This is a genomic window from Pseudomonas sp. SDO5215_S409, from assembly GCF_054071325.1.
Genome location: NZ_JBSVWN010000005.1, coordinates 184,502 through 206,952, shown reverse-complemented (window position 1 = coordinate 206,952; position 22,451 = coordinate 184,502). Strand labels below are relative to the sequence as shown.

Annotated in this window: 21 protein-coding genes; 8 read left to right on the top strand and 13 right to left on the bottom strand. The window is 60.1% G+C overall.

Annotated elements, in window-relative coordinates; genetic code table 11:
- Positions 1 to 95: 95 nt before the first annotated feature.
- On the bottom strand, positions 96 to 2,348 hold the full coding sequence (locus ACW9H9_RS04840; protein ID WP_457341686.1) for a TonB-dependent receptor: 2,253 nt from the start codon (positions 2,346 to 2,348) through the stop codon (positions 96 to 98).
- Positions 2,349 to 2,542: 194 nt separating this feature from the next.
- Between ACW9H9_RS04840 and ACW9H9_RS04835 the strand changes: the two genes are divergently transcribed.
- Positions 2,543 to 3,271: a tetratricopeptide repeat protein gene (locus ACW9H9_RS04835; protein ID WP_457341687.1), complete on the top strand. Its 729-nt coding sequence runs from the start codon at positions 2,543 to 2,545 to the stop codon at positions 3,269 to 3,271.
- A gap of 47 nt (positions 3,272 to 3,318) precedes the next feature.
- Here the strand turns inward: ACW9H9_RS04835 and glpD are convergent, their stop codons facing one another.
- The 4 genes from glpD to ACW9H9_RS04815 all read right to left on the bottom strand — a co-directional run bounded on the left by glpD (position 3,319) and on the right by ACW9H9_RS04815 (position 8,355).
- Positions 3,319 to 4,857 (bottom strand): glycerol-3-phosphate dehydrogenase, encoded by a 1,539-nt coding sequence (gene glpD / locus ACW9H9_RS04830; protein WP_457341688.1) that lies wholly within the window; start codon positions 4,855 to 4,857, stop codon positions 3,319 to 3,321.
- A 208-nt stretch (positions 4,858 to 5,065) separates the two neighbouring features.
- On the bottom strand, positions 5,066 to 5,821 hold the full coding sequence (locus ACW9H9_RS04825; protein ID WP_457341689.1) for a DeoR/GlpR family transcriptional regulator: 756 nt from the start codon (positions 5,819 to 5,821) through the stop codon (positions 5,066 to 5,068).
- A 95-nt stretch (positions 5,822 to 5,916) separates the two neighbouring features.
- Positions 5,917 to 7,422 carry a glycerol kinase GlpK gene (glpK, locus tag ACW9H9_RS04820; protein ID WP_457341690.1) on the bottom strand — a complete coding sequence of 502 codons (1,506 nt, stop codon included), beginning with the start codon at positions 7,420 to 7,422 and terminating at the stop codon, positions 5,917 to 5,919.
- Between the two features lie 78 nt (positions 7,423 to 7,500).
- The gene (locus ACW9H9_RS04815) at positions 7,501 to 8,355 is read right to left on the bottom strand and encodes an MIP/aquaporin family protein (RefSeq protein ID WP_457341691.1); all 855 of its coding nucleotides are present in this window, start codon (positions 8,353 to 8,355) and stop codon (positions 7,501 to 7,503) included.
- A gap of 373 nt (positions 8,356 to 8,728) precedes the next feature.
- Here ACW9H9_RS04815 and ybaK point away from each other — a divergent pair, with 373 nt between their 5' ends.
- Entirely contained in the window at positions 8,729 to 9,199 is a 471-nt protein-coding gene (gene ybaK / locus ACW9H9_RS04810) for a Cys-tRNA(Pro) deacylase (protein WP_457341692.1), read from the top strand.
- A 17-nt stretch (positions 9,200 to 9,216) separates the two neighbouring features.
- Here ybaK and ACW9H9_RS04805 read toward each other — a convergent pair whose 3' ends face one another.
- A complete protein-coding gene (locus ACW9H9_RS04805) occupies positions 9,217 to 10,266 on the bottom strand; it encodes an ABC transporter ATP-binding protein (RefSeq protein ID WP_457341693.1) in 1,050 nt (349 codons plus the stop codon).
- The gene (gene argF / locus ACW9H9_RS04800) at positions 10,263 to 11,183 is read right to left on the bottom strand and encodes an ornithine carbamoyltransferase (RefSeq protein WP_457341694.1); all 921 of its coding nucleotides are present in this window, start codon (positions 11,181 to 11,183) and stop codon (positions 10,263 to 10,265) included. Before argF ends, ACW9H9_RS04805 begins: the two co-directional genes overlap by 4 nt.
- 422 nt (positions 11,184 to 11,605) lie before the next feature.
- Here argF and ACW9H9_RS04795 point away from each other — a divergent pair, with 422 nt between their 5' ends.
- Positions 11,606 to 13,714, top strand: coding sequence for a molybdopterin oxidoreductase family protein (locus tag ACW9H9_RS04795; protein ID WP_457341695.1), 2,109 nt, complete (start codon positions 11,606 to 11,608; stop codon positions 13,712 to 13,714).
- A 99-nt stretch (positions 13,715 to 13,813) separates the two neighbouring features.
- Positions 13,814 to 14,152 carry a Grx4 family monothiol glutaredoxin gene (grxD, locus tag ACW9H9_RS04790; protein ID WP_457341696.1) on the top strand — a complete coding sequence of 113 codons (339 nt, stop codon included), beginning with the start codon at positions 13,814 to 13,816 and terminating at the stop codon, positions 14,150 to 14,152.
- 62 nt (positions 14,153 to 14,214) lie between these two features.
- On the opposite strand, the gene bfr is transcribed toward grxD, so the two are convergent.
- Positions 14,215 to 14,685: a bacterioferritin gene (gene bfr, locus ACW9H9_RS04785; protein ID WP_457341697.1), complete on the bottom strand. Its 471-nt coding sequence runs from the start codon at positions 14,683 to 14,685 to the stop codon at positions 14,215 to 14,217.
- 200 nt (positions 14,686 to 14,885) lie between these two features.
- Positions 14,886 to 15,104: a bacterioferritin-associated ferredoxin gene (locus tag ACW9H9_RS04780; RefSeq protein ID WP_457341698.1), complete on the bottom strand. Its 219-nt coding sequence runs from the start codon at positions 15,102 to 15,104 to the stop codon at positions 14,886 to 14,888.
- A gap of 239 nt (positions 15,105 to 15,343) precedes the next feature.
- On the opposite strand from ACW9H9_RS04780, the gene ACW9H9_RS04775 reads away from it, so the two are divergent.
- A complete protein-coding gene (locus ACW9H9_RS04775; RefSeq protein ID WP_457341699.1) occupies positions 15,344 to 15,946 on the top strand; it encodes a peroxiredoxin C in 603 nt (200 codons plus the stop codon).
- A 61-nt stretch (positions 15,947 to 16,007) separates the two neighbouring features.
- Here the strand turns inward: ACW9H9_RS04775 and rnt are convergent, their stop codons facing one another.
- Together rnt and pyrC are read right to left on the bottom strand one after the other, a co-directional pair.
- Complete coding sequence (gene rnt, locus ACW9H9_RS04770) at positions 16,008 to 16,682, bottom strand: ribonuclease T (protein WP_457341700.1); 675 nt, start codon at positions 16,680 to 16,682, stop codon at positions 16,008 to 16,010.
- On the bottom strand, positions 16,679 to 17,725 hold the full coding sequence (gene pyrC, locus ACW9H9_RS04765) for a dihydroorotase (RefSeq protein ID WP_457341701.1): 1,047 nt from the start codon (positions 17,723 to 17,725) through the stop codon (positions 16,679 to 16,681). The genes rnt and pyrC overlap by 4 nt, the downstream gene beginning before the upstream one ends.
- 157 nt (positions 17,726 to 17,882) lie before the next feature.
- On the opposite strand from pyrC, the gene ACW9H9_RS04760 reads away from it, so the two are divergent.
- From ACW9H9_RS04760 to ACW9H9_RS04750, 3 genes are all read left to right on the top strand, one after another.
- Positions 17,883 to 18,791 (top strand): flagellar protein MotY, encoded by a 909-nt coding sequence (locus tag ACW9H9_RS04760; protein ID WP_457341702.1) that lies wholly within the window; start codon positions 17,883 to 17,885, stop codon positions 18,789 to 18,791.
- A gap of 129 nt (positions 18,792 to 18,920) precedes the next feature.
- A complete protein-coding gene (locus ACW9H9_RS04755) occupies positions 18,921 to 20,138 on the top strand; it encodes an argininosuccinate synthase (RefSeq protein WP_457341703.1) in 1,218 nt (405 codons plus the stop codon).
- A gap of 650 nt (positions 20,139 to 20,788) precedes the next feature.
- Positions 20,789 to 21,421 (top strand): response regulator, encoded by a 633-nt coding sequence (locus tag ACW9H9_RS04750; RefSeq protein ID WP_457341704.1) that lies wholly within the window; start codon positions 20,789 to 20,791, stop codon positions 21,419 to 21,421.
- A 72-nt stretch (positions 21,422 to 21,493) separates the two neighbouring features.
- Here ACW9H9_RS04750 and ACW9H9_RS04745 read toward each other — a convergent pair whose 3' ends face one another.
- The gene (locus ACW9H9_RS04745; protein ID WP_457341705.1) at positions 21,494 to 21,679 is read right to left on the bottom strand and encodes a PA3496 family putative envelope integrity protein; all 186 of its coding nucleotides are present in this window, start codon (positions 21,677 to 21,679) and stop codon (positions 21,494 to 21,496) included.
- A gap of 107 nt (positions 21,680 to 21,786) precedes the next feature.
- Positions 21,787 to 22,425 (bottom strand): endonuclease III, encoded by a 639-nt coding sequence (gene nth / locus ACW9H9_RS04740; RefSeq protein WP_457341706.1) that lies wholly within the window; start codon positions 22,423 to 22,425, stop codon positions 21,787 to 21,789.
- Positions 22,426 to 22,451 lie beyond the last annotated feature (26 nt).

Below are 22,451 nucleotides of genomic sequence, written 5' to 3'. Positions count from 1 at the left end.
ACCCCGTGAAAGCGTAGCCCTCACAGGGTGTTGGGGGTGACCATCTCATTAGCCCCGTGAGCGTGGGCTCCGGGGCTTTTTGCAACGCTGTCAGGTCAGAACGTGTAATCGGCCGACACGACCGCCGAACGACCATCACCCGGCACTGCCCAGCCGTTGTTACGAATGCGCGTCAGGTATTCCTTGTCGAACAGGTTGTTGACGTTCAACTGCAGGTTCAATTGCTTGTTGACCTTGTACGCCACCATGGCGCGGTGCACGGTGTAGCCCGGCGCGGTTGGCGCCCCGGCGGCGCTGGCCAGGTATTGCTTGCTCTGGGTGGTCAGGCCGTAGCCCACCTGGAAGTCATGCGGCAAGTCATAGACGGTCCAGAGGCTGGCGGCATTTTTGGGCGTGAAGGTCAGCGGCTCACCTTTTTGTGCGTCGATGCCCGTGGTGTCCTTGGTGAAGTTACTCACGCTTTGCAGGACCTGGGTGTCCAGGTAGGTGTAGTTGGCGAAGACCTTCCAACGGTCGGTGATGGCGCCGCTCAGGCCCAGTTCCACGCCGTCGACACGGGCCGAGCCGTCAAGGGTCTGCGAGCCGCTCAAGTCGCTAGGGTCGTTGGTGGCCACTTTGTAGTTGGTGCGGTCATTGCGAAAGATCGCGCCGGTCAGCGAGAGGGCGTCGTTGAAGAAGTCCCACTTGGTGCCAATCTCGTAGGTGATGGATTTTTCCGGGTCCACGTCGCAGTTGTTAATCGCCGCGTTGTTGTTTTTGGCCGGGGTGTAGCAACTGCCGTTGACGCTGGCTTGCGACGGCGTCTTGCTGTTGCCGTAGGCGACATAAACACTGCCGTTTTCGGCCGGTTTATAGACCAGCGCCAAGCGGTAGGAGGTCAAGTCGTCCGCTTGGCCGAAGCGCCCACCGGGGGTTTCTACGCCGGTGCTGGAGTAGGCGTTGGTCACCGAGCTGCCAGCGTTGTGTTCAAAGCGCACACCGCCGTTGATCTCCCACTGCGGGTTGAGCTTGAGGGTGTCGAACGCGTAGGCGGCGCGGTTGTTCAGCTCGCCGTCGATATGGGCTGCCCGGGTGAAGTTGACGGGGCCTGCCCAGTAGGAATTCGGGTCGCTGAAGCTGACCGGCGGCGGCGTGATCGTGCTGCCGTTGCTGTTGCGCAGCCAGTTGCCGGTGTCGGCTTCGTATTCCTCGCGGGAAATCGAGATGCCCGTGACCAGGGTGTGGTCGATGAAGCCGGTGCTGAAGTGGCTGGTGACGTCGGTCTGGTTGATAAAGATTTTGTTCTGGGTCTTGCGCTCGTTACCCAGCGACCCGCCGCTTGGCTGGAAGAACCCCGGCGCCAGGCCAGCGGCACAGGGCGCGCCGGTGATCTGGGTGCCGCTGGCCAGGCAACCGGCCTGGGCGCCTTCCGGGCCTGATGCGCGCAGCTCCTGGCTCACCCGCTCGATGCGGCTGAAGTTGCGGATGGACACGGCGTCGTTGAAGTCGTGCTCGAGCTTGAGGCTGAACGCGTCCGACGTAATGTTCTGCTCGTTGATGTTGTGGTAGCCGTAGTAATCGCTCCAGCCCACGCCCGGCATGAGTTTGCCGTTGTAGATGGGCACGCCGTACTGCGGCGTGTTGTTATCTTTCTGGTGCTCGTAGCTCACCGTCACGCGCGTCGGTGTGCCCAGGCCAAACGCGATGGAGGGCGCAATGCCCCAGCGCTCGTAGTCTTCATAGTCACGGCCCGGTACGTCGTTGCCGTGGGCCATGAGGTTCAGGCGAAACGCGGTGGTGTCGTTGAGCGTCTGGTTGGTGTCCAGGGTCGTGCGCTTGTAGTTGTCGGTGCCGATGCCGGCGCTGATGGTGGTTTTGTCGCGCAGTTCCGGGGTCTTGGTGACCAGGTTGATGGTGCCGCCCACGGAGCCCGAGCCCGAGTACACCGAACTTGCGCCGCTGACGACCTCGACCTGTTGCAGGTTGAACGGGTCGGTGCGGCTGTATTGCGCGCTGTCGCGTACGCCGTCCACGTAAATATCGTTGCTGGCGGAAAAGCCGCGCAGGTTGATGCTGTCACCGTAGCCACTGCCGCCTTCACCGGCGCCAAACGTGATGCCGGGCACGGTGCTGAGCACATCGCGCAGGGTCAACAGGTTCTGGTCGTGAATCACTTCTTTGGACACCACCGTGATGGTCTGCGGCGTGTCGCGCAGGGCCTCGGTGTACTTGGGTGAGGAAGGCGCCACAGGGTTGTAAGTGCTCTGTGCCTGCCCGTCGACGGTGGTCGCCCCCAACTGAATGGCGCCCGGGTTGGTGTTATCGGCTGCGGCATCCCCCGCATAAGTGAATCCTCCCTGAGCAGCCACTGCCAAACCCACCGCAGAAGCGAGCATGTGCCGCGATGAGGGAGAGGCGGAACGGGTACCGGTTGTCATCGAATCATCTCGCGCAAATAAAATTGAGAGGCGATCGTAATTGATAATTGATCGCAAATGTAATAGTTTGTAACGAAATAATTCAAAGATTTTCAGGTGCCTATCCATCAGGCGGAGAAGTGCGAATGCAAAGTGGCCAAGGGACCGGTGAGCCGGGGGACATCGCTGACAACCCTCGTGCGTACACCCAATGGGTCATGCACGCAGCGCAACTGGGAGACATCGACGCGCAGGCCACCTTGGGCCAGCTGTTGCTGGACGGCCGGGGGATTCAACAGGACGAGGGGCTGGCATTGAGCTGGTTTCGCATCGCGGCGCGCCAGCGTCACCCCATGGCGATCAACATGATCGGGCGCTGCCTGGAAAACGGCTGGGGCTGTGACATCAATCTGGTGGACGCCGCCGCTCATTATCGCCAGGCCGCTGACCTGGGGCTGGATTGGGGGCTGTACAACTATGGTCAATTGCTCACCCGGGGCCGAGGGGTGGAGCAAGACCTCGACGCCGCGTTTGCCTTGTTCAGCCAGGCCGCCGAAAAGGGCCACGCCAAATCGATGAACCTGCTGGGCCGCTTCCACCATGAAGGCGTTGTGGTTCCAGTGGACCTGCCAAGGGCGCGGCAGTGGTACTTGCGGTCTGCCGAAGCGGGGGACTTTCGTGGGCAGTACAACCATGCGGCGGAGCTGGCCGAGGCCGGCGACCCTGAACAGGCCTGCCTATGGCTGGAGCGCGCACTGGCGGGCGCCACGCCTGGGTTTGTGCAGGCCGCTTACCCGGCGTTGCTGGCGTCGGGCGTGGCGAGCATTCGTGACATGGGCCTGCGTTATCAGCGCCGAGCGCTGGGCAGCCAATAAAAAGCCCCTGGACCTTGCGGTGCAGGGGCTTTTTTAGCGGGGCGTGATCAGGCCGCTTCGATCTTGGCGCGGTTGTGCGCGACGTCGGCCAGGTAGCGCTGCACGTTGGCCTGTTCTTCGGGCGTGGTAAAGAGGCCCAGCTTGGTCCGGCGCCACAGGATGTCCTGCGGTTGCGTGGCCCATTCCTCGGCGCACAGGTAGTCGACTTCCCGGGTGTACAGGCCGCCACCGAGGTGCTCGCCCAGGTCAGCCAGCGATTGCACGCCTTCGAGCAGGCGCCAGGTGCGGCTGCCATAGGTCGTGGACCAGCGGCGCGCGACCTCGCTCGGCACCCAATTGAACCGGCTGAGAATGGCTTCGGCCAGAGCGTGTGGCGTAGTCATGTCTTCGCCGCCAGGCAGGCTGGCCTTGGCGGTCCAGCTGGGCTTGATGTGCGAAAAGTACGGCGCCAGCTGCGCCAGGGCCGACTCTGCCAGCTTGCGGTAGGTGGTGAGCTTGCCGCCAAACACCGACAGGATCGGCGCTTCATCGCCGGTGCCCGACAGCGCCAGGGTGTAGTCACGGGTAATCGCTGAGGGGTTGTCGGATTCGTCGTTGCACAGCGGGCGAACACCGGAATAGGTGTGTACGACGTCGTCGCGGCTCAGCTGCTTCTTGAAGTGGGCGTTGACTACTTTGAGCATGTAGTCGGTTTCACCTTCGGTGATCGCGACTTGGGCCGGATCGCCCGTGTATTCGCGGTCGGTGGTGCCGATGATGGTCAGGTGGTCTAGGTACGGAATGGTGAAGACGATGCGCTGGTCTTCGTTCTGCAGAATGTGCGCGTGGGCGCCTTCGTACAGCTTGGGCACGATCAGGTGGCTGCCCTGGATCAGGCGGATGCCGTAGGGCGAGCTCAGCTTCAGGTCTTCCTTGATGAACTTGGCCACCCAAGGGCCTGCGGCGTTGACCAGCGCTTTGGCGCGAATCGAGAATAGGCTGCCGTCGGCGCGTTCCATGTTCATTTCCCACAGGCCTTTGCTGCGATGCGCACTCACACAGCGAGTCTGGGTGTGGATATGCGCACCTTTTTCCCGCGCAGCCATGGCATTGAGTACCACAAGACGGGCGTCATCCACCCAGCAGTCGGAATACTCGAAGCCTTTGGTGATTTCGCTTTTGAGCGGGCTGTCGGCGCCGAACTTGAGGCTTTTGGAGCCTTCGAGTTTTTCGCGCTTGCCCAGGTTGTCATACAGGAACAGGCCTGCCCGGATCATCCACGCCGGGCGCAGGTGCGGGCGGTGCGGCAGTACAAAACGCATTTGCTTGACGATATGCGGTGCCTTGGCCAGCAGCACTTCGCGTTCGGCCAGGGCTTCACGCACCAGGCGGAACTCGTAATGTTCCAGGTAACGCAGGCCGCCATGGATCAGCTTGCTGCTCGCTGAAGAGGTGTGGCTGGCCAGGTCGTCCTTTTCGCAAAGGAATACCGACAAACCGCGACCGGCCGCGTCTGCCGCGATCCCGACGCCGTTGATCCCGCCACCAATCACGGCGACATCATAGACTTCGGCAAGCGGTGTGGCAGGCAAGGTGGAAGGGTTCATCGGCTGGCCTCGCGATCTTTTCGTATTGGAATACGAACATAAATGTTCATTTGCGAAAATGGTAGCTGATAAACACAGGCGCAGCCAGTCACCTTCGATTGAAAAAACTCATCGAAAGGCGGGCAAAGGAAAATATAGGAACGCGAAAGGTGCAGGTGGGCAAAACGCCATCGCGGAAGGGCTCCGCGAGGGCGGCTGAAAAGACCGGTTAAACCACTTCCAGGCGAATCTTGTGCTGGTTGAGCAACTGAATCAGGGCCGGCACCGGTTGCTGATCGGTCACCAGGCAGTCGATCAGGCTGATCGGCCCCAGGCGAATCATGGCATTGCGCCCGAATTTGCTGGAGTCGGCGGCCAGGATCACTTTGCGCGCATTGGCGATGATCGCCTGCGACACCCGCACCTCCTGGTAGTCGAAGTCCAGCAGGCTGCCGTCTTCATCGATCCCGCTGATGCCCACCAGGGCGAAGTCGACCTTGAACTGGTTGATGAAATCGACGCTCGCCTGGCCCACCACGCCGCCGTCACGCCTTACATTGCCGCCGGTCAGCAGCACGTCGAAGTCGTCCTTGGCGCTGAGCATGGTGGCCACGTTGAGGTTGTTGGTGATGATCTTCAGGTGGCTGTGATTGAGCAGCGCCCGGGCGACCGATTCGGTGGTGGTGCCGATGTTGATAAACAGCGAGGCGTGGTCGGGGATCTGCGCGGCAATGGCTTCGCCGATGCGCTGTTTTTCATCGCGCATCTGGTCGGCGCGCATGGCGTAGGCGGTGTTTTCCACGCTGGAGTCATAAGCGGCGCCGCCATGGTAGCGGCGCAGCAAATTGGCTTCGGCCAGTTGGTTGATATCGCGGCGGATGGTTTGCGGGGTCACGACGAACAGCTGCGCCATTTCCTCGATACTCACGTAGCCGCGTTCGCGCACCAGTTCGAGGATTTGTTGTTGGCGGGGAGGCAGATTCATGGGGCGTCCTGTGGGCTGCCAGACAAAAGTGGCCCATGATGACGCAGGAATCTGCTCCCTGCCAGTTACAACCCCTCGTGGGTCCCGTGGTTGGCTTATTCAGCGCCTTCGTGTGGTTCCCAGTCGCGGGTGCGGCTGACGGCTTTTTTCCAGCCGGCGTAGAGTTTTTCCTTGGCGGGGGCGTCCAGTTGCGGTTCGAATTCGCGCTCGATCACCGCTTTACCGCGCAACTCGTCCAGGCTGCCCCAGAACCCGCACGCCAGGCCTGCCAGGTAGGCGGCGCCCAGGGCGGTGGTTTCGCGCATTTGCGGGCGCTCCACCTGAGTGCCGAGGATGTCGGCCTGGAACTGCATCAGGAAATTGTTGGCCACCGCGCCGCCGTCCACACGCAACGCCTTGAGGCGTTCGCCGGAATCTTGCTGCATGGCGTCGAGGACATCGCGGGTCTGGTAGGCAATTGACTCCAGGGCTGCACGAATAATGTGGTCCACCCGTACGCCGCGAGTCAGGCCGAACAGCGCGCCACGGGCATAAGGGTCCCAGTACGGCGCGCCCAGGCCGGTAAAGGCCGGCACCAGGTACACGCCGTTGCTGTCCTTGACCTTGTTGGCGAAGTACTCGGTGTCGAGGGCGTCGTTGATGATTTTCAGTTCGTCACGCAGCCACTGAACCGTGGAACCGCCGTTGAAGACGGCGCCTTCCAGCGCGTAGGCCACTTCGCCACGCGGGCCGCAGGCGATGGTGGTGAGCATGCCGTGCTTGGACTTCACGGCCTTGTCGCCGGTGTTCATCAGCAGGAAGCAGCCGGTGCCGTAGGTGTTTTTGGCCTGGCCCGGTTCTACGCACATCTGGCCGAACAGCGCGGCCTGTTGGTCACCGGCGATACCGCCGATGGCGATGCCGCTTTTGGTGCGGCCGTAGATTTCCGAGGATGATTTTACCGGCGGCAGCATTTCGCGCGGGATGTCTAGGATCTCCAGCATCTTCGCGTCCCACTCCAGGGTGTGGATGTTGAAGAGCATGGTGCGCGAGGCATTGGTGTAGTCGGTGACGTGGGTCTTGCCGCCGGTGAATTTCCAGATCAGCCAGCTGTCGACGGTGCCGAACAGCAGCTCGCCGTTGCGTGCACGCTCGCGGCTGCCTTCGACGTTGTCCAGGATCCACTTGAGCTTGGTGCCGGAGAAGTACGGGTCGGTGACCAGGCCGGTGGTGTCGCTGATGTACTGCTCATGCCCGTCGCGCTTGAGCTGCTGGCAGATCTCGGTGCTGCGTCGGCACTGCCAGACGATCGCGTTATAGATCGGGCGGCCGGTTTCCTTGTCCCACACCACCGTGGTTTCACGCTGGTTGGTGATGCCGATGGCGGCGACGTCATCGTGGTGCAGGCCGGCTTGTGCCAGGGCCTCGACCATCACCGCGCTTTGGGTGGCGAAAATTTCCATCGGGTCATGCTCGACCCAACCGGCTTGCGGGTAATGCTGGGCGAACTCGCGCTGGGCGGTGCAGACCACGTTGGCGTCACGGTCAAAAATGATCGCCCGGGAGCTGGTCGTACCCTGATCGAGGGCAATGATGTAGTTCTTATTCTGAATGTCGGTCATGTCGATTGCCTTGGATGGAAAAGGAAGGGGGTAACGGGCCTGGGCCGCCAAAGGGCAGAGGCGTCCAGGCCGGTGTTATCAGGACGTATGGGTTTTGCCGGCGACGGCCGTGTCGGTGGCTTCAGGTGTGGCAGGTGCCGCGCTCGGCAGGTGACGGGCGATCAGCCCGCGGTAGGCCAGGGCGCCAAGGCTGGCACCGACGATCGGGGCGAAAATCGGAATCAGGAAGTAGGGGATATCGCGACCGCCGGTAAAGGCAACCTCACCCCAGCCTGCGAAAAAGGTCATCAGCTTGGGGCCAAAGTCCCGCGCCGGGTTCATCGCAAAGCCGGTCAGCGGGCCCATGGCGCTGCCGATCACGGCGATCAACAAGCCGATCAGCAGCGGCGCCAGCGGGCCGCGTGGCAGGCCGTTGTTGTCGTCGGTCAGGGCCATGATCACGCCCATCAGGATCGCAGTGATCACCAGTTCCACCAGAAAGGCCTGGGCCGTGCTCAGCAGCGGATGGGGGTAGGTGGAAAACACCGACGCCAACTCCAGGCTGGCCTGGGAACCGCGGATCATGTGGTGGGTTTGTTCGTAATCGAAAAACAGGTTGCTGTAGAGCGTATAAACCAACGCCGCTGCGCAGAAGGCGCCGGCGATTTGGGCAAGGATATAGAAGGGCAGTTTGCGCTTTTCGAAATTGGCGAAGATGCACAAGGCGATGCTCACGGCAGGGTTGAGGTGAGCCCCCGAGATCCCGGCGGTGAGGTAGATGGCCATGCTTACGCCAACGCCCCAGATAATACTGATTTCCCACAAACCAAAGCTGGCACCCGCGACTTTGAGCGCGGCGACGCAACCAGTACCGAAAAAGATCAACAACGCGGTGCCCAGGAACTCGGCCATGCATTGGCTCGAGAGTGAAGGCTGTTGTATGGCAGTACTCATGATAGACCTCGGTTTTTGTTGTTGTAGGACGCCTGAACATCATGTTCAGGCGCGGTGTTCACCGTGGCGAGAATCCCCATCCCCGTCACCGTTTACTGCGCATGCAACGACGTAAGTATTTTCTTACTGTCTTCGCAAACGAAAAAATATAGACAAGAAACGCTGCTGTCAAAGGTCGAAACTGAACCGTCAGTCACTTTAAAACTCTTCATACGGAAAATGGACATGTTTCTGTAGGAGCAGTCATTGCGAGGTGTCTGTTTGGCGGTGTATTCGCGGCGGTTTGCAGGCGCCTGCGGTAGAGCCTTTTGCCCGCGCTTGGCCTAAAATCCCCAGGCTGTTTTCCGGTTGTTTATTCGCCTCAGGAGCCCACATGACACCCGCACTGGATCTGCTGAAGAAAGTTCGTGCTGAACATCGCGTCCACAGTTATGAACACGACCCGAAGGCCGCCTCCTATGGGCTGGAAGCCGCGGAAAAGCTGGGCCTGGACCCGGCGCAGGTGTTCAAGACCTTGCTGGCGAGCAGCGAGAAGGGTGAGTTGCTGGTGGCGGTGGTGCCGGTCGTCGGAACCCTGGACTTGAAAGCCCTGGCGCAGGCCGCCGGGGTGAAAAAAACCGAGATGGCCGACCCGGCTGCGGCGCAGCGGGCCACCGGGTATCTGCTCGGCGGCATCAGCCCTTTAGGTCAGAAAAAACGGCTGCGCACGTTTATTGATGTGACAGCACAGCCGTTTTCGACAATTTTTATCAGTGCGGGAAGAAGGGGGCTGGAAGTGGAGTTGGCCGCTGCGGTGCTGGCCGAGCACACCCAGGCCACGTTTGCCGAAATCGGCCGGGCGTAAGGTTTAGCGGCGGCTGTTCAGGCGCAAGGCTCGAACAGCACCAGGTGCTCAGCCGCGACGCGAATCCCCACTTCACCCCCGACCGGATGGTCGATGTGGCTCGCAAAGATCGACTCCAGCGGTGCCCCGCTGGGCAGTTGCAAGCGGTACAGCGTCGACGCGCCCAGGAAGGTTTTGCCGGCAACGCGCGCTTTGAGTGCGCTGCCCGGTGCATGCACGATGTCGTCGGGGCGCAGCAACACATCCACTGCGCTGCCTTTAGGCCAGGTATAGGCTCGATTGCCGCGCAATTCGCCCAGCTCAGTGGTCACCGAACTGGGCGTGTTCAATTGGCCGCGAATGAAGTAACCCTGGCCGATGAAACTTGCGACATAGGGCGTCTGAGGTTTGTGATACAGGTTGTAGGGCGTATCCCACTGCTCCAATCGGCCTTCTTTGAACACCCCCACCTGATCGCTGACGGCAAAGGCTTCTTCCTGGTCATGGGTGACCAGAATGGCGCTCGTGCCGCGCGCCTTGAGGATGTCGCGCACTTCATGGCTGAGCTTGCGGCGCAGTTCGCCATCGAGGTTGGAGAAGGGTTCATCGAGCAGCAGCAATTGCGGTTCCGGTGCCAGCGCGCGGGCCAGGGCCACGCGCTGTTGCTGGCCGCCGGAGAGTTCATGGGGGAAACGTTTGCCCAGGTCCTTGAGGTTGACCCGCTCCAGCAGTTCGGCCACCACGCGATCGTGTTGCGGCTGTTTGCGAATGCCAAAGGCGATGTTGTCGGCCACGTTGAGGTGTGGGAACAGCGCGTAGTCCTGGAACACCATGCCGATACGACGTTTCTCCGGCGCCAGCGTGAAACCGGCGCTGGAGATGACGTCACCGGCCAGGCGAATTTCACCTTCGTGCACCGGCTCAAACCCTGCGATGGCCCGCAGGGTGGTGGTCTTGCCGCATCCCGACGAACCCAGCAGGCAACCGATGTCGCCCGCGTTGAGGTGCAGATTGAGGTTTTGCACCACCGGCTGGCCCTGATAGCCGCAGGCCAGGTTTTGCAGGGTCAACAGCGGCGGCAGGCTCATGCGGGGCGATAGGCCGGTGCGACCAGGAACTCAAGCAACGCTTTTTGGGCGTGCAAGCGGTTTTCTGCCTGATCCCACGCCACCGAGCGAGGGTCGTCCAGCAGGTCCAGGCTGATCTCTTCGCCACGGTGGGCCGGCAAGCAGTGCAGGAACAGCACGTCGGGCGCGGCCAGGTCGAGCAAGGCGCGCGTCACCTGGAACGGCGCGAACAGCTGCAGGCGCTTGGCGGTTTCTTCTTCCTGGCCCATGGAGGTCCAGACGTCGGTGCTCACCAGGTGCGCACCGGCCACGGCCTCGCGTGGGTCACGCACCAGGGTCACGCGGGCGCCGGCCTGTTCCAGGAAACGGGCGTCAGGCTCGTAGCCTTCAGGGCAGGCGATGCGAAGGTTGAAGTCGAACTGGATCGCCGCTTCTATATAGCTGTTGCACATGTTGTTGCCGTCGCCGATCCAGGCCACGGTCTTGCCCTGGATCGAACCGCGATGCTCCAGGAAGGTTTGCATGTCGGCCAGCAACTGGCAGGGGTGCAGGTCATCGGACAGGCCGTTGATCACCGGCACGCGCGAGTTGGCGGCAAATTCCGTCAGGGTGCTGTGGGCAAAGGTGCGGATCATCACCGCATCGAGCATGCGTGACATGACGATGGCGCAGTCGCCAATCGGCTCGCCACGGCCCAGTTGGGTGTCACGTGGCGACAGAAAGATGGCCTGGCCACCCAGCTGGATCATGCCCGCCTCGAAAGACAAGCGGGTGCGGGTGGACGACTTCTCGAAGATCATGCCGAGCACGCGGCCCTTCAAAGGCTCGAACAACACGCTTCGGTTACGCAGGTCTTTAAGCTCAATGCCGCGACGGAGCACGCTGACCAGTTCGGCGGGCGTGAAATCCATCAGGGAGAGAAAGTGCCTAGCGCTCATCATTAACTACCTTTTTGCAACAGACCGCAGATGCTCAAAACCTTGTTTATTAGGAAAACGGGCGAGACCTGCGGCGGAAGCCGCACGGGGCGACGAAATAGGGGAAGGCGCGATATTGACACTAAATGTCGCGTCTTACCAATAGGGCTACGGTTTTTAGGGAGAATTCAATCGAGCGGAGGAGGCGCTTTTGAAGCCGGGGTCCTGACAGCAGCGGGTCATTTGTACACTGGCGCCAAGCCATATTGCAATGTGTGACGGCGGGCGCAGGCCAGGTTGTGTCGTTTTGTGGGGCGTTTAAACATTTCACCATGTGTCGCCATGCCCGGGCCTGATGCCGTTCGATTCACGCCACTGACATTACTGGCGCCCGCACAGGTGCGCGGCCATAGTGGACCAAAGCCCCTATAAAGAGACTGGCCATGACCAAGACGCTGCACCACCGTGCCTGCCACCTGTGTGAAGCCATTTGTGGTCTGACCCTGGAAACCGCCCGCGCCGACGACGGCAGCCTGGCGATCACCTCGATCAAGGGCGATGCGCAGGATACGTTCAGCCGTGGGCACATCTGCCCCAAGGCGGTGGCCCTGCAAGATATCCAGAACGACCCTGACCGCCTGCACCAGCCCATGTTGCGGGTGGGCGACGCGTGGCAGCCGATCTCCTGGCAGGCGGCATTCGAGCAGGTGGCCGAGCGCTTGGCAGGCATTCAGGCGCGGCACGGGCAGAACGCGGTGGCGGTGTACCAGGGCAATCCCAGCGTGCACAACTATGGGTTGATGACCCACAGCAATTACTTTCTTGGCCAGCTAAAGACGCGCAACCGGTTTTCTGCGACGTCGGTGGATCAATTGCCCCATCACCTCACCAGCCATTTGATGTACGGCCACGGGTTTTTGCTGCCGATCCCGGACATCGACAACACCGACTTCATGCTGATCCTCGGCGGCAATCCGCTGGCCTCCAACGGCAGCATCATGACCGTGCCGGATGTGGAAAAACGCCTCAAGGCCATCCAGGCCCGGGGCGGCAAAGTGGTGGTGGTCGACCCCCGGCGCAGCGAGACGGCGGCAATGGCCGATCAGCATCTGTTTATACGGCCGGGCGGGGATGCGGCGTTGTTGTTCGGCGTGCTCAACACGCTGTTTACCGAGGGGCGTGTTCGCGACAGCCATTTGCCGGTGGACGGTCTTGACGCCGTACGCGAGGCCGTCGCGGGCTTCACGGCCGAGGCCATGAGCGGCCTGTGCGCGGTGCCCGCCGAGCAGATTCGCCAGTTGGCGCGGGACTTTGCGGCCGCCGACACAGCGGTCTGCTATGGCCGCATGGGGGTGTCTACCCAGGCGTTCGGCACGTTGTGCCATTGGCTGGTGCAGTTGATCAACCTGGTGACCGGCAACCTGGACCGGGTCGGCGGCGCCCTGTGCACCTCGCCGGCGGTGGATTTGGTGGCGTCGACCTCGGGCGGGCATTTCAACCGGTGGCAGAGCCGGGTGTCCGGGCGGCCGGAGTACGGTGGCGAGCTGCCGGTGTCGGCGCTGGCCGAAGAGATGCTGACCGAAGGCGAGGGGCAAATCCGTGCGTTGGTGACCGTTGCGGGCAACCCGGTGCTGTCCACGCCCAATGGCCGCCAGCTCGAGCAGGCGCTGGAGGGGCTGGAGTTCATGGTGAGCATTGACCTGTACATCAACGAAACCACACGTTATGCCGACCTGATCCTGCCGTCGACTTCGGCGCTGGAGAACGATCACTACGACACCACCTTCAACATGTTTGCGGTGCGAAATGTCACCCGCTTCAACCGCGCCATCCTGCCCAAGCCCGAAGGCGCGTTGCATGACTGGGAAATTTTCGTCGGCCTGGCGCAGGCCTTTGCCGCAAAAACCGGGAACGCCCTCAAGCCCACGATGGCACCTGCGCAGATGATCGACGTCGGTTTGCGCGCCGGGCCTTACGGGGACGCAAGCGAACAGAAGTTGTCAATTGCCGCGCTTGCCGAGCATCCACATGGGCTCGACTTGGGGCCACTGCGGCCTAACCTGCAAGCCCGCTTGGAAACCGCCAACGGGCGTGTACAGGCGGCGCCCCCGGTGATCCTTGCGGACCTGGCGCGTTTTGCGGCGCAACCGCTGCCGCACGCCGATGAGTTGCTGTTGATCGGCCGCCGCCATGTGCGCAGCAATAATTCGTGGATGCACAACTATCACCGGCTGGTGAAGGGCAAGCCCCGGCACCAGTTGCTGATGCACCCCGACGACCTTGTCCAGCGCTCGCTAAGCGATGGCCAGCGGGTGCGGGTGAGTTCGCGCATTGGCACGATCGAGGTGGAGGTGCTGGCCAGCCCGGACATGATGCCGGGGGTGGTCAGCCTGCCGCACGGCTGGGGCCATGGCCGGCCCGGCGTGCAGATGAGCATCGCCAGCGGCCAGCCCGGCGCGAGTGCCAATGACCTGACGGACGAGCGCCATTTGGATGAGTTGTCGGGCAATGCCGCCTTGAACGGGGTGCCGGTGCAGGTAGCGGCCGCGTGAGAATTGTCCGACGCAGAGCCCGAGCGTCACGCTAGGGTTTGCGTTACAATGCGCCACCGTGCCGACCTGTGAGTCGCAAAGTTCCAGCCGAGGTGTTCCATGGATATCATCGAAACGATTAAAGAGCAGATTGCCAACAACACCATTCTGCTTTACATGAAAGGCGCCCCGAACGCGCCTCAGTGCGGTTTCTCCGCGAAGGCCTCCCAGGCCATCATGCAGTGTGGCGAAAAATTCGCTTACGTAGACATCCTGCAGAACCCGGAAATTCGCGCCAACCTGCCCAAGTACGCCAACTGGCCAACCTTCCCGCAGCTGTGGGTAGCCGGTGAACTGGTCGGCGGCAGCGACATCATCACCGAGATGTTCGCCAACGGTGAGTTGCAGACCCTGGTCAAGGACGCGGCGGCAAAAGCGGCAGCCAAGACCGAAGCCTGATTATCACAGGCCATAAAAAGCCCCGCTTCTCCAACAGAGAGCGGGGCTTTTTAGTGGGCGGGTTATTCGCCCATCTGCGATTGCAGGTAGTTCTCCAGGCTCACTTTGCCGATCAGGCCCAGTTGGGTTTCCAGCCAGTCGATGTGTTCTTCCTGGTCTTCGAGGATGTCTTCGAGCAACTCGCGGCTGCCGAAGTCGCCGTGCGTTTCGCAATGTGCGATGGCGGCCTTGATGTCGGTGTGGCTCTTGTGTTCCAGGCCCAGGTCGCAGGTGATCATTTCTTCGGTGTTTTCACCGATGCTCAACCGGCCCAGGTCCTGCACGTTCGGCAGGCCTTCCAGAAAGAGGATGCGCTTGATCAGCGTGTCCGCGTCTTTCATGGCCTGGATGGACTCTTTGTATTCTTTCTTGCCCAGCTTCTCCAGACCCCAATCGTCGTACATGCGTGCATGCAGGAAGTATTGATTGATCGCGACCAGTTCATTGGCAAGGATCTTATTGAGATGCTGGATGACTGTGATGTCGCCTTTCATGGTTGGGGTCCTGCCCTGTAATCGCTGTGTAGAAGCGGAGTTTGAGCTGGACAACTAGGGGTGTCAAACCTAAGTTATTGAATAATAAATGAAAATTAATCGGAATAAGAATGTTTGTGTTCCGCGTCTTGACGCTAACTAATTGAATTACGGGCATAAAAAAACCGGACACTGAGTCCGGTTCTTTAAAACATGCCTGATCAGGCGTGTGTAAATTCTGCCGCGTAGGGCATGGCCGCCTGGGCGGTTTGCAGCTTGGTCAGCGTTTCGCGTACCACTTGCTTGGCAAGGCAGGCACATTTGCCGCATTGGCTCGCAACGCCTGTGGTTTCACGCACTTCCTTGTAGCTGCAGCAACCTTCGTAGATTGCATCGCGGATTTGTCCGTCGGTGACGCCTTTGCAGAGGCAGACATACATAAGGGAGAACCATCGCGGGTTTAAGGCTTAAGTGCGGTGGATCTTAATGTTAACGAGAATGATTGTCAAAGTAGTTTCTTGAGGTGGAGGGGTTGGCCGTTTGGCGCGCTGACGAACGGATTTTTTCAGGTATGATGGTCGGTCTTTACGAAGAGGGTATCGCGTCACCGGGTTGTCGTTTATCCACGGCACACTCACGATTCGACCCGTTTACTTCAATCACCACCAGGAGATATCCAATGAGCGTACTCGTCGGCAAACAAGCCCCAGATTTCGACGTTCCAGCTGTCCTCGGCAATGGCGAAATCGTTGACAGCTTCAAGCTGTCTGAAGCCATCAAAGGCAAATACGGCCTGGTGTTTTTCTACCCGCTGGACTTCACCTTCGTCTGCCCGTCCGAGCTGATCGCCCTGGACCACCGCATGGACGATTTCAAGGCGCGTAACGTTGAAGTGGTTGCCGTGTCCATTGACTCCCATTTCACCCACAACGCCTGGCGCAACACGGCCATCAACGATGGCGGTATCGGCAAAGTCAAATACACCATGGCGGCTGACCTCAAGCACGACATCGCCAAGGCCTACGACGTTGAGTCCGAAGGCGGCGTGGCATTCCGTGGCGCCTTCCTGATCGATGACAAGGGCGTTGTGCGCTCGCAGATCGTCAACGACCTGCCGCTGGGCCGCAACATGGAAGAGCTGATCCGTCTGGTCGACGCTCTGCAATTCCACGAAGAGCACGGCGAAGTGTGCCCGGCCAACTGGAAAAAAGGCGACAAGGGCATGAACGCTTCGCCAGAAGGCGTTGCGGCTTACCTGTCCGAGAACGCTGGCAAGCTGTAAGCCGGGTTCGCGGTACAAAAAAACCGGCCTGAGAAGGCCGGTTTTTTTATGCGCGGGTGGCTCAGTCGTTGAAGTCTTCCCAGCCGCCCATGTCTTTCCAGCGGTTGACGATGCCGCAGAACAGCTCGGCGGTCTTTTCGGTGTCGTAGCGGGCCGAGTGGGCCTCACGACCGTCAAAGTCGATACCGGCGGCCTGACAGGCCTTGGCCAGCACGGTCTGGCCATACGCCAGGCCCGCGAGGGTGGCGGTGTCAAAGCTGGAGAACGGGTGGAACGGGTTGCGTTTCATGTCCAGGCGCGCCACGGCGGCGTTCAGGAAGCCCAAGTCGAAACTGCTGTTGTGGCCAACCAGGATCGCACGCTTGCAGCCGTTGGCTTTGAGGGCCTTGCGCACACCGCGAAAGATATCGGTCAGCGCGGCTTCCTCACTCACGGCCATGCGTAGCGGGTGGTCCAGCTTGATCCCGGTGAACTCCAGCGCAGCGGCTTCGATGTTGGCGCCTTCAAACGGCTCCACACGGAAAAAGTGCGTGTGATCGGGGTAGACGAAACCCTGTTCATCCATGCTGATGGTGGTCGCGGCGATTTCCAGCAGCGCGTCGGTGTTGCAGTTGAAACCGCCGGTTTCTACGTCGATAACGACCGGCAGATAACCGCGAAAACGTGCGGCCATCGGGTGACGGGAACCGCCGCCACCGCCATGTTCGGGTTCGTCGTCGTAATGGTCTTCACTCACAGCTGTTCCTCCAGCAGGCGCCAGCGCAGTGTTTCACCGGCGCGCAGCGGGATAACGGTCAGGTCGCCAAACGGCAGGCTGGCAGGTGCGGTCCAGTCTTCGCGGACCAGGGTAATGCGGTCGGTGTTCGCCGCCAGGCCATAAAAGCGCGGGCCGTTGAGGCTGGCAAAACCTTCGAGTTTGTCCAGGGCATTGCGCTGCTCGAACGCTTCGGCATACAGCTCGATCGCCGCGTAGGCCGTGTAGCAGCCTGCGCAACCACACGCCGCTTCTTTGGCGTGCTGGGCGTGAGGGGCCGAGTCGGTGCCGAGGAAAAACTTCGGGTTACCGCTGGTCGCGGCATCCAGCAGCGCCACCTGGTGGGTGTTGCGCTTGAGGATCGGCAAGCAATAAAAGTGCGGCCGAATCCCGCCCACCAGCATGTGGTTGCGGTTGTAGAGCAGGTGATGCGCGGTGATGGTCGCTCCGACATTGGCCGCAGCCTCGGTGACGAACTGCACGGCATCGGCGGTGGTGATGTGCTCGAAGACCACCTTGAGGGTGGGGAACCGCTCGACGAGGCGGCGCATGTGCTCGTCGATGAAGATCTTCTCGCGGTCGAACACGTCGACATCGCCCCGGGTGACTTCGCCGTGGATCAGCAGCGGCATGCCCACCTCGGCCATCGCTTCGATGGCCGGCAGGATCTTGTCGATGCTGGTCACGCCGGAATCGGAGTTGGTGGTCGCCCCGGCCGGGTACAGCTTGGCGGCGTAGACAAAGCCTGTGGCCTTGGCGGCGCGAATCTCTTCGGGCTGGGTGCGGTCGGTGAGGTACAGCACCATCAACGGTTCGAAGCGGCTGCCGGTCGGCCGTGCAGCGAGGATGCGCTGGCGATAGGCGTCGGCTTCAGCGGCGTTGCGCACCGGAGGTACCAGGTTGGGCATGATGATGGCGCGGCCAAACGTGCGCGCTACATCGGCCACGGTTTGAGGCAACGCAGCACCATCGCGAAGATGAATATGCCAGTCGTCGGGACGCAGCAGGGTCAGGCGGTCGGACATTGGGAATTCCAGGCGGGTCAATCTGGGTGGGAATGCTACCGGAAAAGCCTCTTGCAGGCACTCGCTATCAAGTTTTGCCGGACGTGACCGATATCCCCAGGTATGCCTTAACGATGTATGACGCTGTGAAGTGTTGTAAAAACCAGTGGAGCCTCCCGTGCGCCAGCATTATCTAGCCCTGCTCAGTGTGTTTGCCAGCCTGCCCGCGATGGCCCTCACGTTCCAGACGCGTCTGGAAAATATTGAGTGGAAGGTGGAAGGCGATAAGTTCGAGTGCCGCTTGAGCCAGCCGATCGCCGATTTTGGCTCGGGCGAGTTTGTACGCCGTGCGGGTGAGCAGGCGACATTTCGTCTGAAAGCCTACAGCGGCGCGCTCGGCGGGGGTTCCGCTACCTTGCTGGCGGCGGCAGCGCCGTGGCAGCCGGGGCGTGGCGATATCAATTTGGGCGCGGTGCGGGTGGGCACGGGCGATGTGCTGTTCAACAGCTCCCAAGCCCAGGCCGGTCGCCTGTTCACCGGCTTGCTCGAAGGGCGTAGCCCGACGGTGCGCCATTACGGTCGCGACGGCGGCTACTCCGAAATTCGCCTGTTGCCGGTGAAGTTCGGCAAGGCCTACAGCGACTATCAGCTGTGTACCGCCAAGTTGCTGTCGATGAATTTCGAGCAGGTCAAGCAGACCGAAGTGGGCTTTCCCGGTGGCGGAATCGAGCTGGATGCGGCCGCCAAGGCCCGCTTGGCGGTCATTCTGGAGTTCATGAAGGCCGACCCCACCGTCAATCACATCGAGCTCAACGGCCATTCCGACAACAGCGGCAACCGCTTGACCAACCGGGACGTGTCGCGCCGTCGCGCACTGGCCGTGATGGACTATTTCAAGGCCAACGGCATTGCCGAGTCGCAGATAACGTTGCGCTTTCACGGTGAAAGCTACCCCTTGGCCCCCAATACCAACGCGGCCAACCGGGCGAAAAACCGCCGGGTGAACATCCAGCTTGAGCGGGTGCCCGCTGCTGAAAAACCGGTGCCGCAAGCCAAAGGCCCGAGCGGCGCGGCTGTCACGTCATAAAGTGCGGCGATTCGTCGCTGCCTCGACATAATCTGTCGCTTTATCTTCATTTGCTGTCGCGCCTCTGTAATTCCACGGTTTTGGTCGGTAGAATCGACGGCTTTCCGTACAACCCCGTGGAGTGATGGCATGGCCGACGTAAACAAGGTCGTTCTCGCGTATTCCGGCGGCCTGGACACTTCGGTGATCCTCAAGTGGCTGCAGGATACTTATAACTGTGAAGTGGTGACGTTCACCGCTGACCTGGGCCAGGGCGAAGAGGTCGAACCTGCACGTGCCAAGGCGCAAGCCATGGGCGTGAAAGAGATCTACATTGACGACCTGCGTGAAGAATTCGTCCGCGATTTCGTTTTCCCGATGTTTCGCGCCAACACCGTCTACGAAGGCGAGTACCTGCTGGGTACTTCCATCGCACGTCCGCTGATCGCCAAGCGTCTGATCGAAATCGCCAACGAAACCGGCGCCGACGCCATTTCCCACGGCGCGACCGGCAAGGGCAACGACCAGGTGCGTTTTGAACTGGGTGCCTACGCGCTCAAGCCCGGCGTGAAAGTGATTGCGCCTTGGCGCGAATGGGATCTGCTGTCCCGTGAAAAGCTGATGGATTACGCTGAAAAGCACGCAATCCCGATCGAGCGTCACGGTAAGAAAAAGTCCCCGTACTCGATGGATGCCAACCTGCTGCACATCTCCTATGAAGGCGGCGTGCTGGAAGACACCTGGACCGAGCACGAAGAAGACATGTGGCGCTGGACCGTCTCCCCGGAGAACGCACCAGACCAGGCCCAGTACCTGGAACTGACCTACCGCAACGGTGACATCGTCGCACTGGACGGCGTGGAAATGACCCCGGCCACCGTGCTCGCCACCCTGAACCGCATCGGCGGCCAACACGGTATCGGCCGCCTGGACATCGTCGAGAACCGCTACGTGGGCATGAAGTCCCGCGGTTGCTACGAAACTCCGGGCGGCACCATCATGCTGCGCGCTCACCGCGCCATCGAGTCCATCACCCTGGACCGCGAAGTCGCTCACCTCAAAGACGAGTTGATGGCCAAGTACGCCAGCCTGATCTACACCGGCTACTGGTGGAGCCCTGAGCGTCTGATGCTGCAACAGATGATCGATGCGTCCCAGGCCAACGTGAACGGCGTTGTGCGCCTGAAGCTGTACAAGGGCAACGTGATCGTCACCGGTCGCAAGTCCGATGATTCGCTGTTCGACGCCAACATCGCCACTTTTGAAGAAGACGGCGGTGCCTACAACCAGGCGGACGCGGCGGGGTTCATCAAGCTGAACGCCCTGCGTATGCGCATCGCGGCCAACAAAGGTCGCAAGTTGTTCTAAGCGCATCAGGCGGTAGCAAAAGGCTCCTTTGTTAAGGGGCCTTTTTTTTGCGTTTTAAAAAGTGGATGTCATGTGAGTCATGTTTATTTTTTAAACGGCTGGCGTGGATTTTTGGCAATAAGGTTTAGGCGGTGTTTATTTGTAGGCCGGTTCTTTTGAGTGCGTGGCGCTCGCTTATTGGCAGAAACATTGAGTGGGGGACTTATCTGCCCATTTAGCGGAACTATGTATGACAGAAATTTCACTCAGGCATGTGCAGTGAGTCTGTAGAGCGCTGACATTTCTGTAGGAATTATCGAGTACTGAGCCTATGTTAAATGGAACTTTTCATAATCGTCTTTTCGCCCCTGCCCACACGTCCTTCGTCGGCGGGCAAGGGGCATTTCCTGAAAGGTATGTGCGGTGTGTTTACCCAACCCTCTGTTGGCTTGGGATTTTTCACTCAAAATATGTATGCGCCGGGAAAGTTCTGAAAGTCGTCATAAAGTGCATGACTTCTTTCTTAGCGTTTTTTTGTAGGCTAAGTCCTATCTCGTTGTGGGGTGTGTCTCTGCTTGCTGTTGCTTGGGGGGGAGCGCTATGCCAACGTCGAAACGACTAGGCTATTGTGCTGGCTCTAAATAATTCGAACAGCGAAATTGGACTTGCTCATGAATAAAGTGCTGATCGTGGATGATCATCCCGTCATTCGTCTTGCTGTGCGTATGCTAATGGAGCGTCATGGTTATGAGGTCGTCGCCGAGACCGATAACGGTGTCGATGCCTTGCAACTTGCGCGGGAGCATATGCCGGATATCGTCATACTGGATATCGGAATCCCTAAACTTGATGGCCTGGAAGTTATCTGTCGACTGTCATCGACCAAACAGATTACGCCCTTCAAAGTCCTGGTGCTCACGTCCCAGGCCCCGGGTCATTTCTCGATGCGTTGCATGCAGGCCGGGGCGGCGGGTTATGTGTGCAAGCAGCAGGACCTGACCGAGTTGCTGAGTGCCATAAAGGCCGTGCTGTCCGGGTACAGTTATTTCCCGAACCAGGCCCTCAATTCGGTGCGCTCCACCATGGGCAACGCCAGTGAAGCCGATATGGTCGAGCGTTTATCCGGCCGCGAAATGATGGTGTTGCAGCAATTGGCCCGCGGTAAAAGCAACAAGGAGATTGCCGACGGCATGTTTCTCAGTAACAAGACCGTGAGCACCTACAAGACGCGCTTGCTGCTCAAACTCAATGCACGTTCCCTGGTGGACCTGATCGAGTTGGCGCAGCGCAATGGCCTGGTCTAGGGGCGTTACCCGCAGAGAAAGCGACATTTAAAAAGCCTCCGCACGGGAGGCTTCTGCTTTTTGTTGGGTCGATTAGAGATCGAAGTCGTAATCGGCCAACTGTTTCTGCAAGCGCCGCTCTTCCAGAAGGTTGTCGATGGTGCGGCGTTTGCTCAAATTGGTCTTGGCCACTTCTGCCACAGGCGTTTCCACCCCGTCGTCAGATTCAACGTCAGCAAGGTCTTCTTCCACATCCAGTTGTTCTTTGCCAGTGCTCATAAGGTTAACTCCGGGCTAAGACTGCCGTTGGCGCTCCTTATAACGAGAATCCTCGATCGGGTAAAAAAGATTTTTTCAATCGGCTCATCAATAAAAGCAATGAACTGTCAATCGTCCGAAGTCTTGTGCTTGTATTCGCACAGGTCTTCGATGCGGCAGCTGCCACAGCGCGGCTTGCGGGCCTGGCAAACATAGCGTCCGAGCAGGATCAGCCAGTGATGTGAGTCGAGCAGGTAAGGTTTTGGCACAAATTTCATCAGCTGTTTTTCCACGTCCACCACATTCTTTCCGGGCGCAATGCCTGTGCGGTTGCTGACCCGGAAAATATGCGTGTCCACCGCCATGGTCAGTTGGCGAAACGCAGTGTTGAGTACCACATTGGCGGTCTTGCGCCCCACGCCGGGCAGCGCTTCCAGGGCCTCGCGCGTTTGCGGCACTTCGCTGCCATGCAACTCCACCAACAGGCGGCAGGTTTCAATGACGTTCTTCGCCTTGCTGTTGTACAGGCCGATGGTCTTGATGTACTCGGACAACCCGGCAACGCCCAGGGCATAAATCGCCTCGGGGGTATTGGCCACCGGGAACAGTTTGGCAGTGGCCTTATTGACGCCAACGTCAGTGGATTGCGCCGAGAGGATCACAGCAATCAGCAATTCAAACGGCGAGGAGTAGGCCAGTTCGGTTTTCGGCTCTGGATTGTCTTCGTGGAGCCTGCGGAAAATTTCCAGGCGTTTTACGGCGTTCATGGGGCGAGCAGTTCCTTGAAGGCAAT

Excerpts from the sequence above, each read along its gene's own strand:
- ACW9H9_RS04835 (WP_457341687.1), top strand. The coding sequence starts at position 2,543 with ATGCAAAGTGGCCAAGGGACCGGTGAGCCGGGGGACATCGCTGACAAC.
- glpD (WP_457341688.1), bottom strand. The coding sequence starts at position 4,857 with ATGAACCCTTCCACCTTGCCTGCCACACCGCTTGCCGAAGTCTATGAT.
- ACW9H9_RS04825 (WP_457341689.1), bottom strand. The coding sequence starts at position 5,821 with ATGAATCTGCCTCCCCGCCAACAACAAATCCTCGAACTGGTGCGCGAA.
- glpK (WP_457341690.1), bottom strand. The coding sequence starts at position 7,422 with ATGACCGACATTCAGAATAAGAACTACATCATTGCCCTCGATCAGGGT.
- ACW9H9_RS04815 (WP_457341691.1), bottom strand. The coding sequence starts at position 8,355 with ATGAGTACTGCCATACAACAGCCTTCACTCTCGAGCCAATGCATGGCC.
- ybaK (WP_457341692.1), top strand. The coding sequence starts at position 8,729 with ATGACACCCGCACTGGATCTGCTGAAGAAAGTTCGTGCTGAACATCGC.
- ACW9H9_RS04805 (WP_457341693.1), bottom strand. The coding sequence starts at position 10,266 with ATGAGCCTGCCGCCGCTGTTGACCCTGCAAAACCTGGCCTGCGGCTAT.
- argF (WP_457341694.1), bottom strand. The coding sequence starts at position 11,183 with ATGAGCGCTAGGCACTTTCTCTCCCTGATGGATTTCACGCCCGCCGAA.
- ACW9H9_RS04795 (WP_457341695.1), top strand. The coding sequence starts at position 11,606 with ATGACCAAGACGCTGCACCACCGTGCCTGCCACCTGTGTGAAGCCATT.
- grxD (WP_457341696.1), top strand. The coding sequence starts at position 13,814 with ATGGATATCATCGAAACGATTAAAGAGCAGATTGCCAACAACACCATT.
- bfr (WP_457341697.1), bottom strand. The coding sequence starts at position 14,685 with ATGAAAGGCGACATCACAGTCATCCAGCATCTCAATAAGATCCTTGCC.
- ACW9H9_RS04780 (WP_457341698.1), bottom strand. The coding sequence starts at position 15,104 with ATGTATGTCTGCCTCTGCAAAGGCGTCACCGACGGACAAATCCGCGAT.
- ACW9H9_RS04775 (WP_457341699.1), top strand. The coding sequence starts at position 15,344 with ATGAGCGTACTCGTCGGCAAACAAGCCCCAGATTTCGACGTTCCAGCT.
- pyrC (WP_457341701.1), bottom strand. The coding sequence starts at position 17,725 with ATGTCCGACCGCCTGACCCTGCTGCGTCCCGACGACTGGCATATTCAT.
- ACW9H9_RS04755 (WP_457341703.1), top strand. The coding sequence starts at position 18,921 with ATGGCCGACGTAAACAAGGTCGTTCTCGCGTATTCCGGCGGCCTGGAC.
- ACW9H9_RS04750 (WP_457341704.1), top strand. The coding sequence starts at position 20,789 with ATGAATAAAGTGCTGATCGTGGATGATCATCCCGTCATTCGTCTTGCT.
- ACW9H9_RS04745 (WP_457341705.1), bottom strand. The coding sequence starts at position 21,679 with ATGAGCACTGGCAAAGAACAACTGGATGTGGAAGAAGACCTTGCTGAC.
- nth (WP_457341706.1), bottom strand. The coding sequence starts at position 22,425 with ATGAACGCCGTAAAACGCCTGGAAATTTTCCGCAGGCTCCACGAAGAC.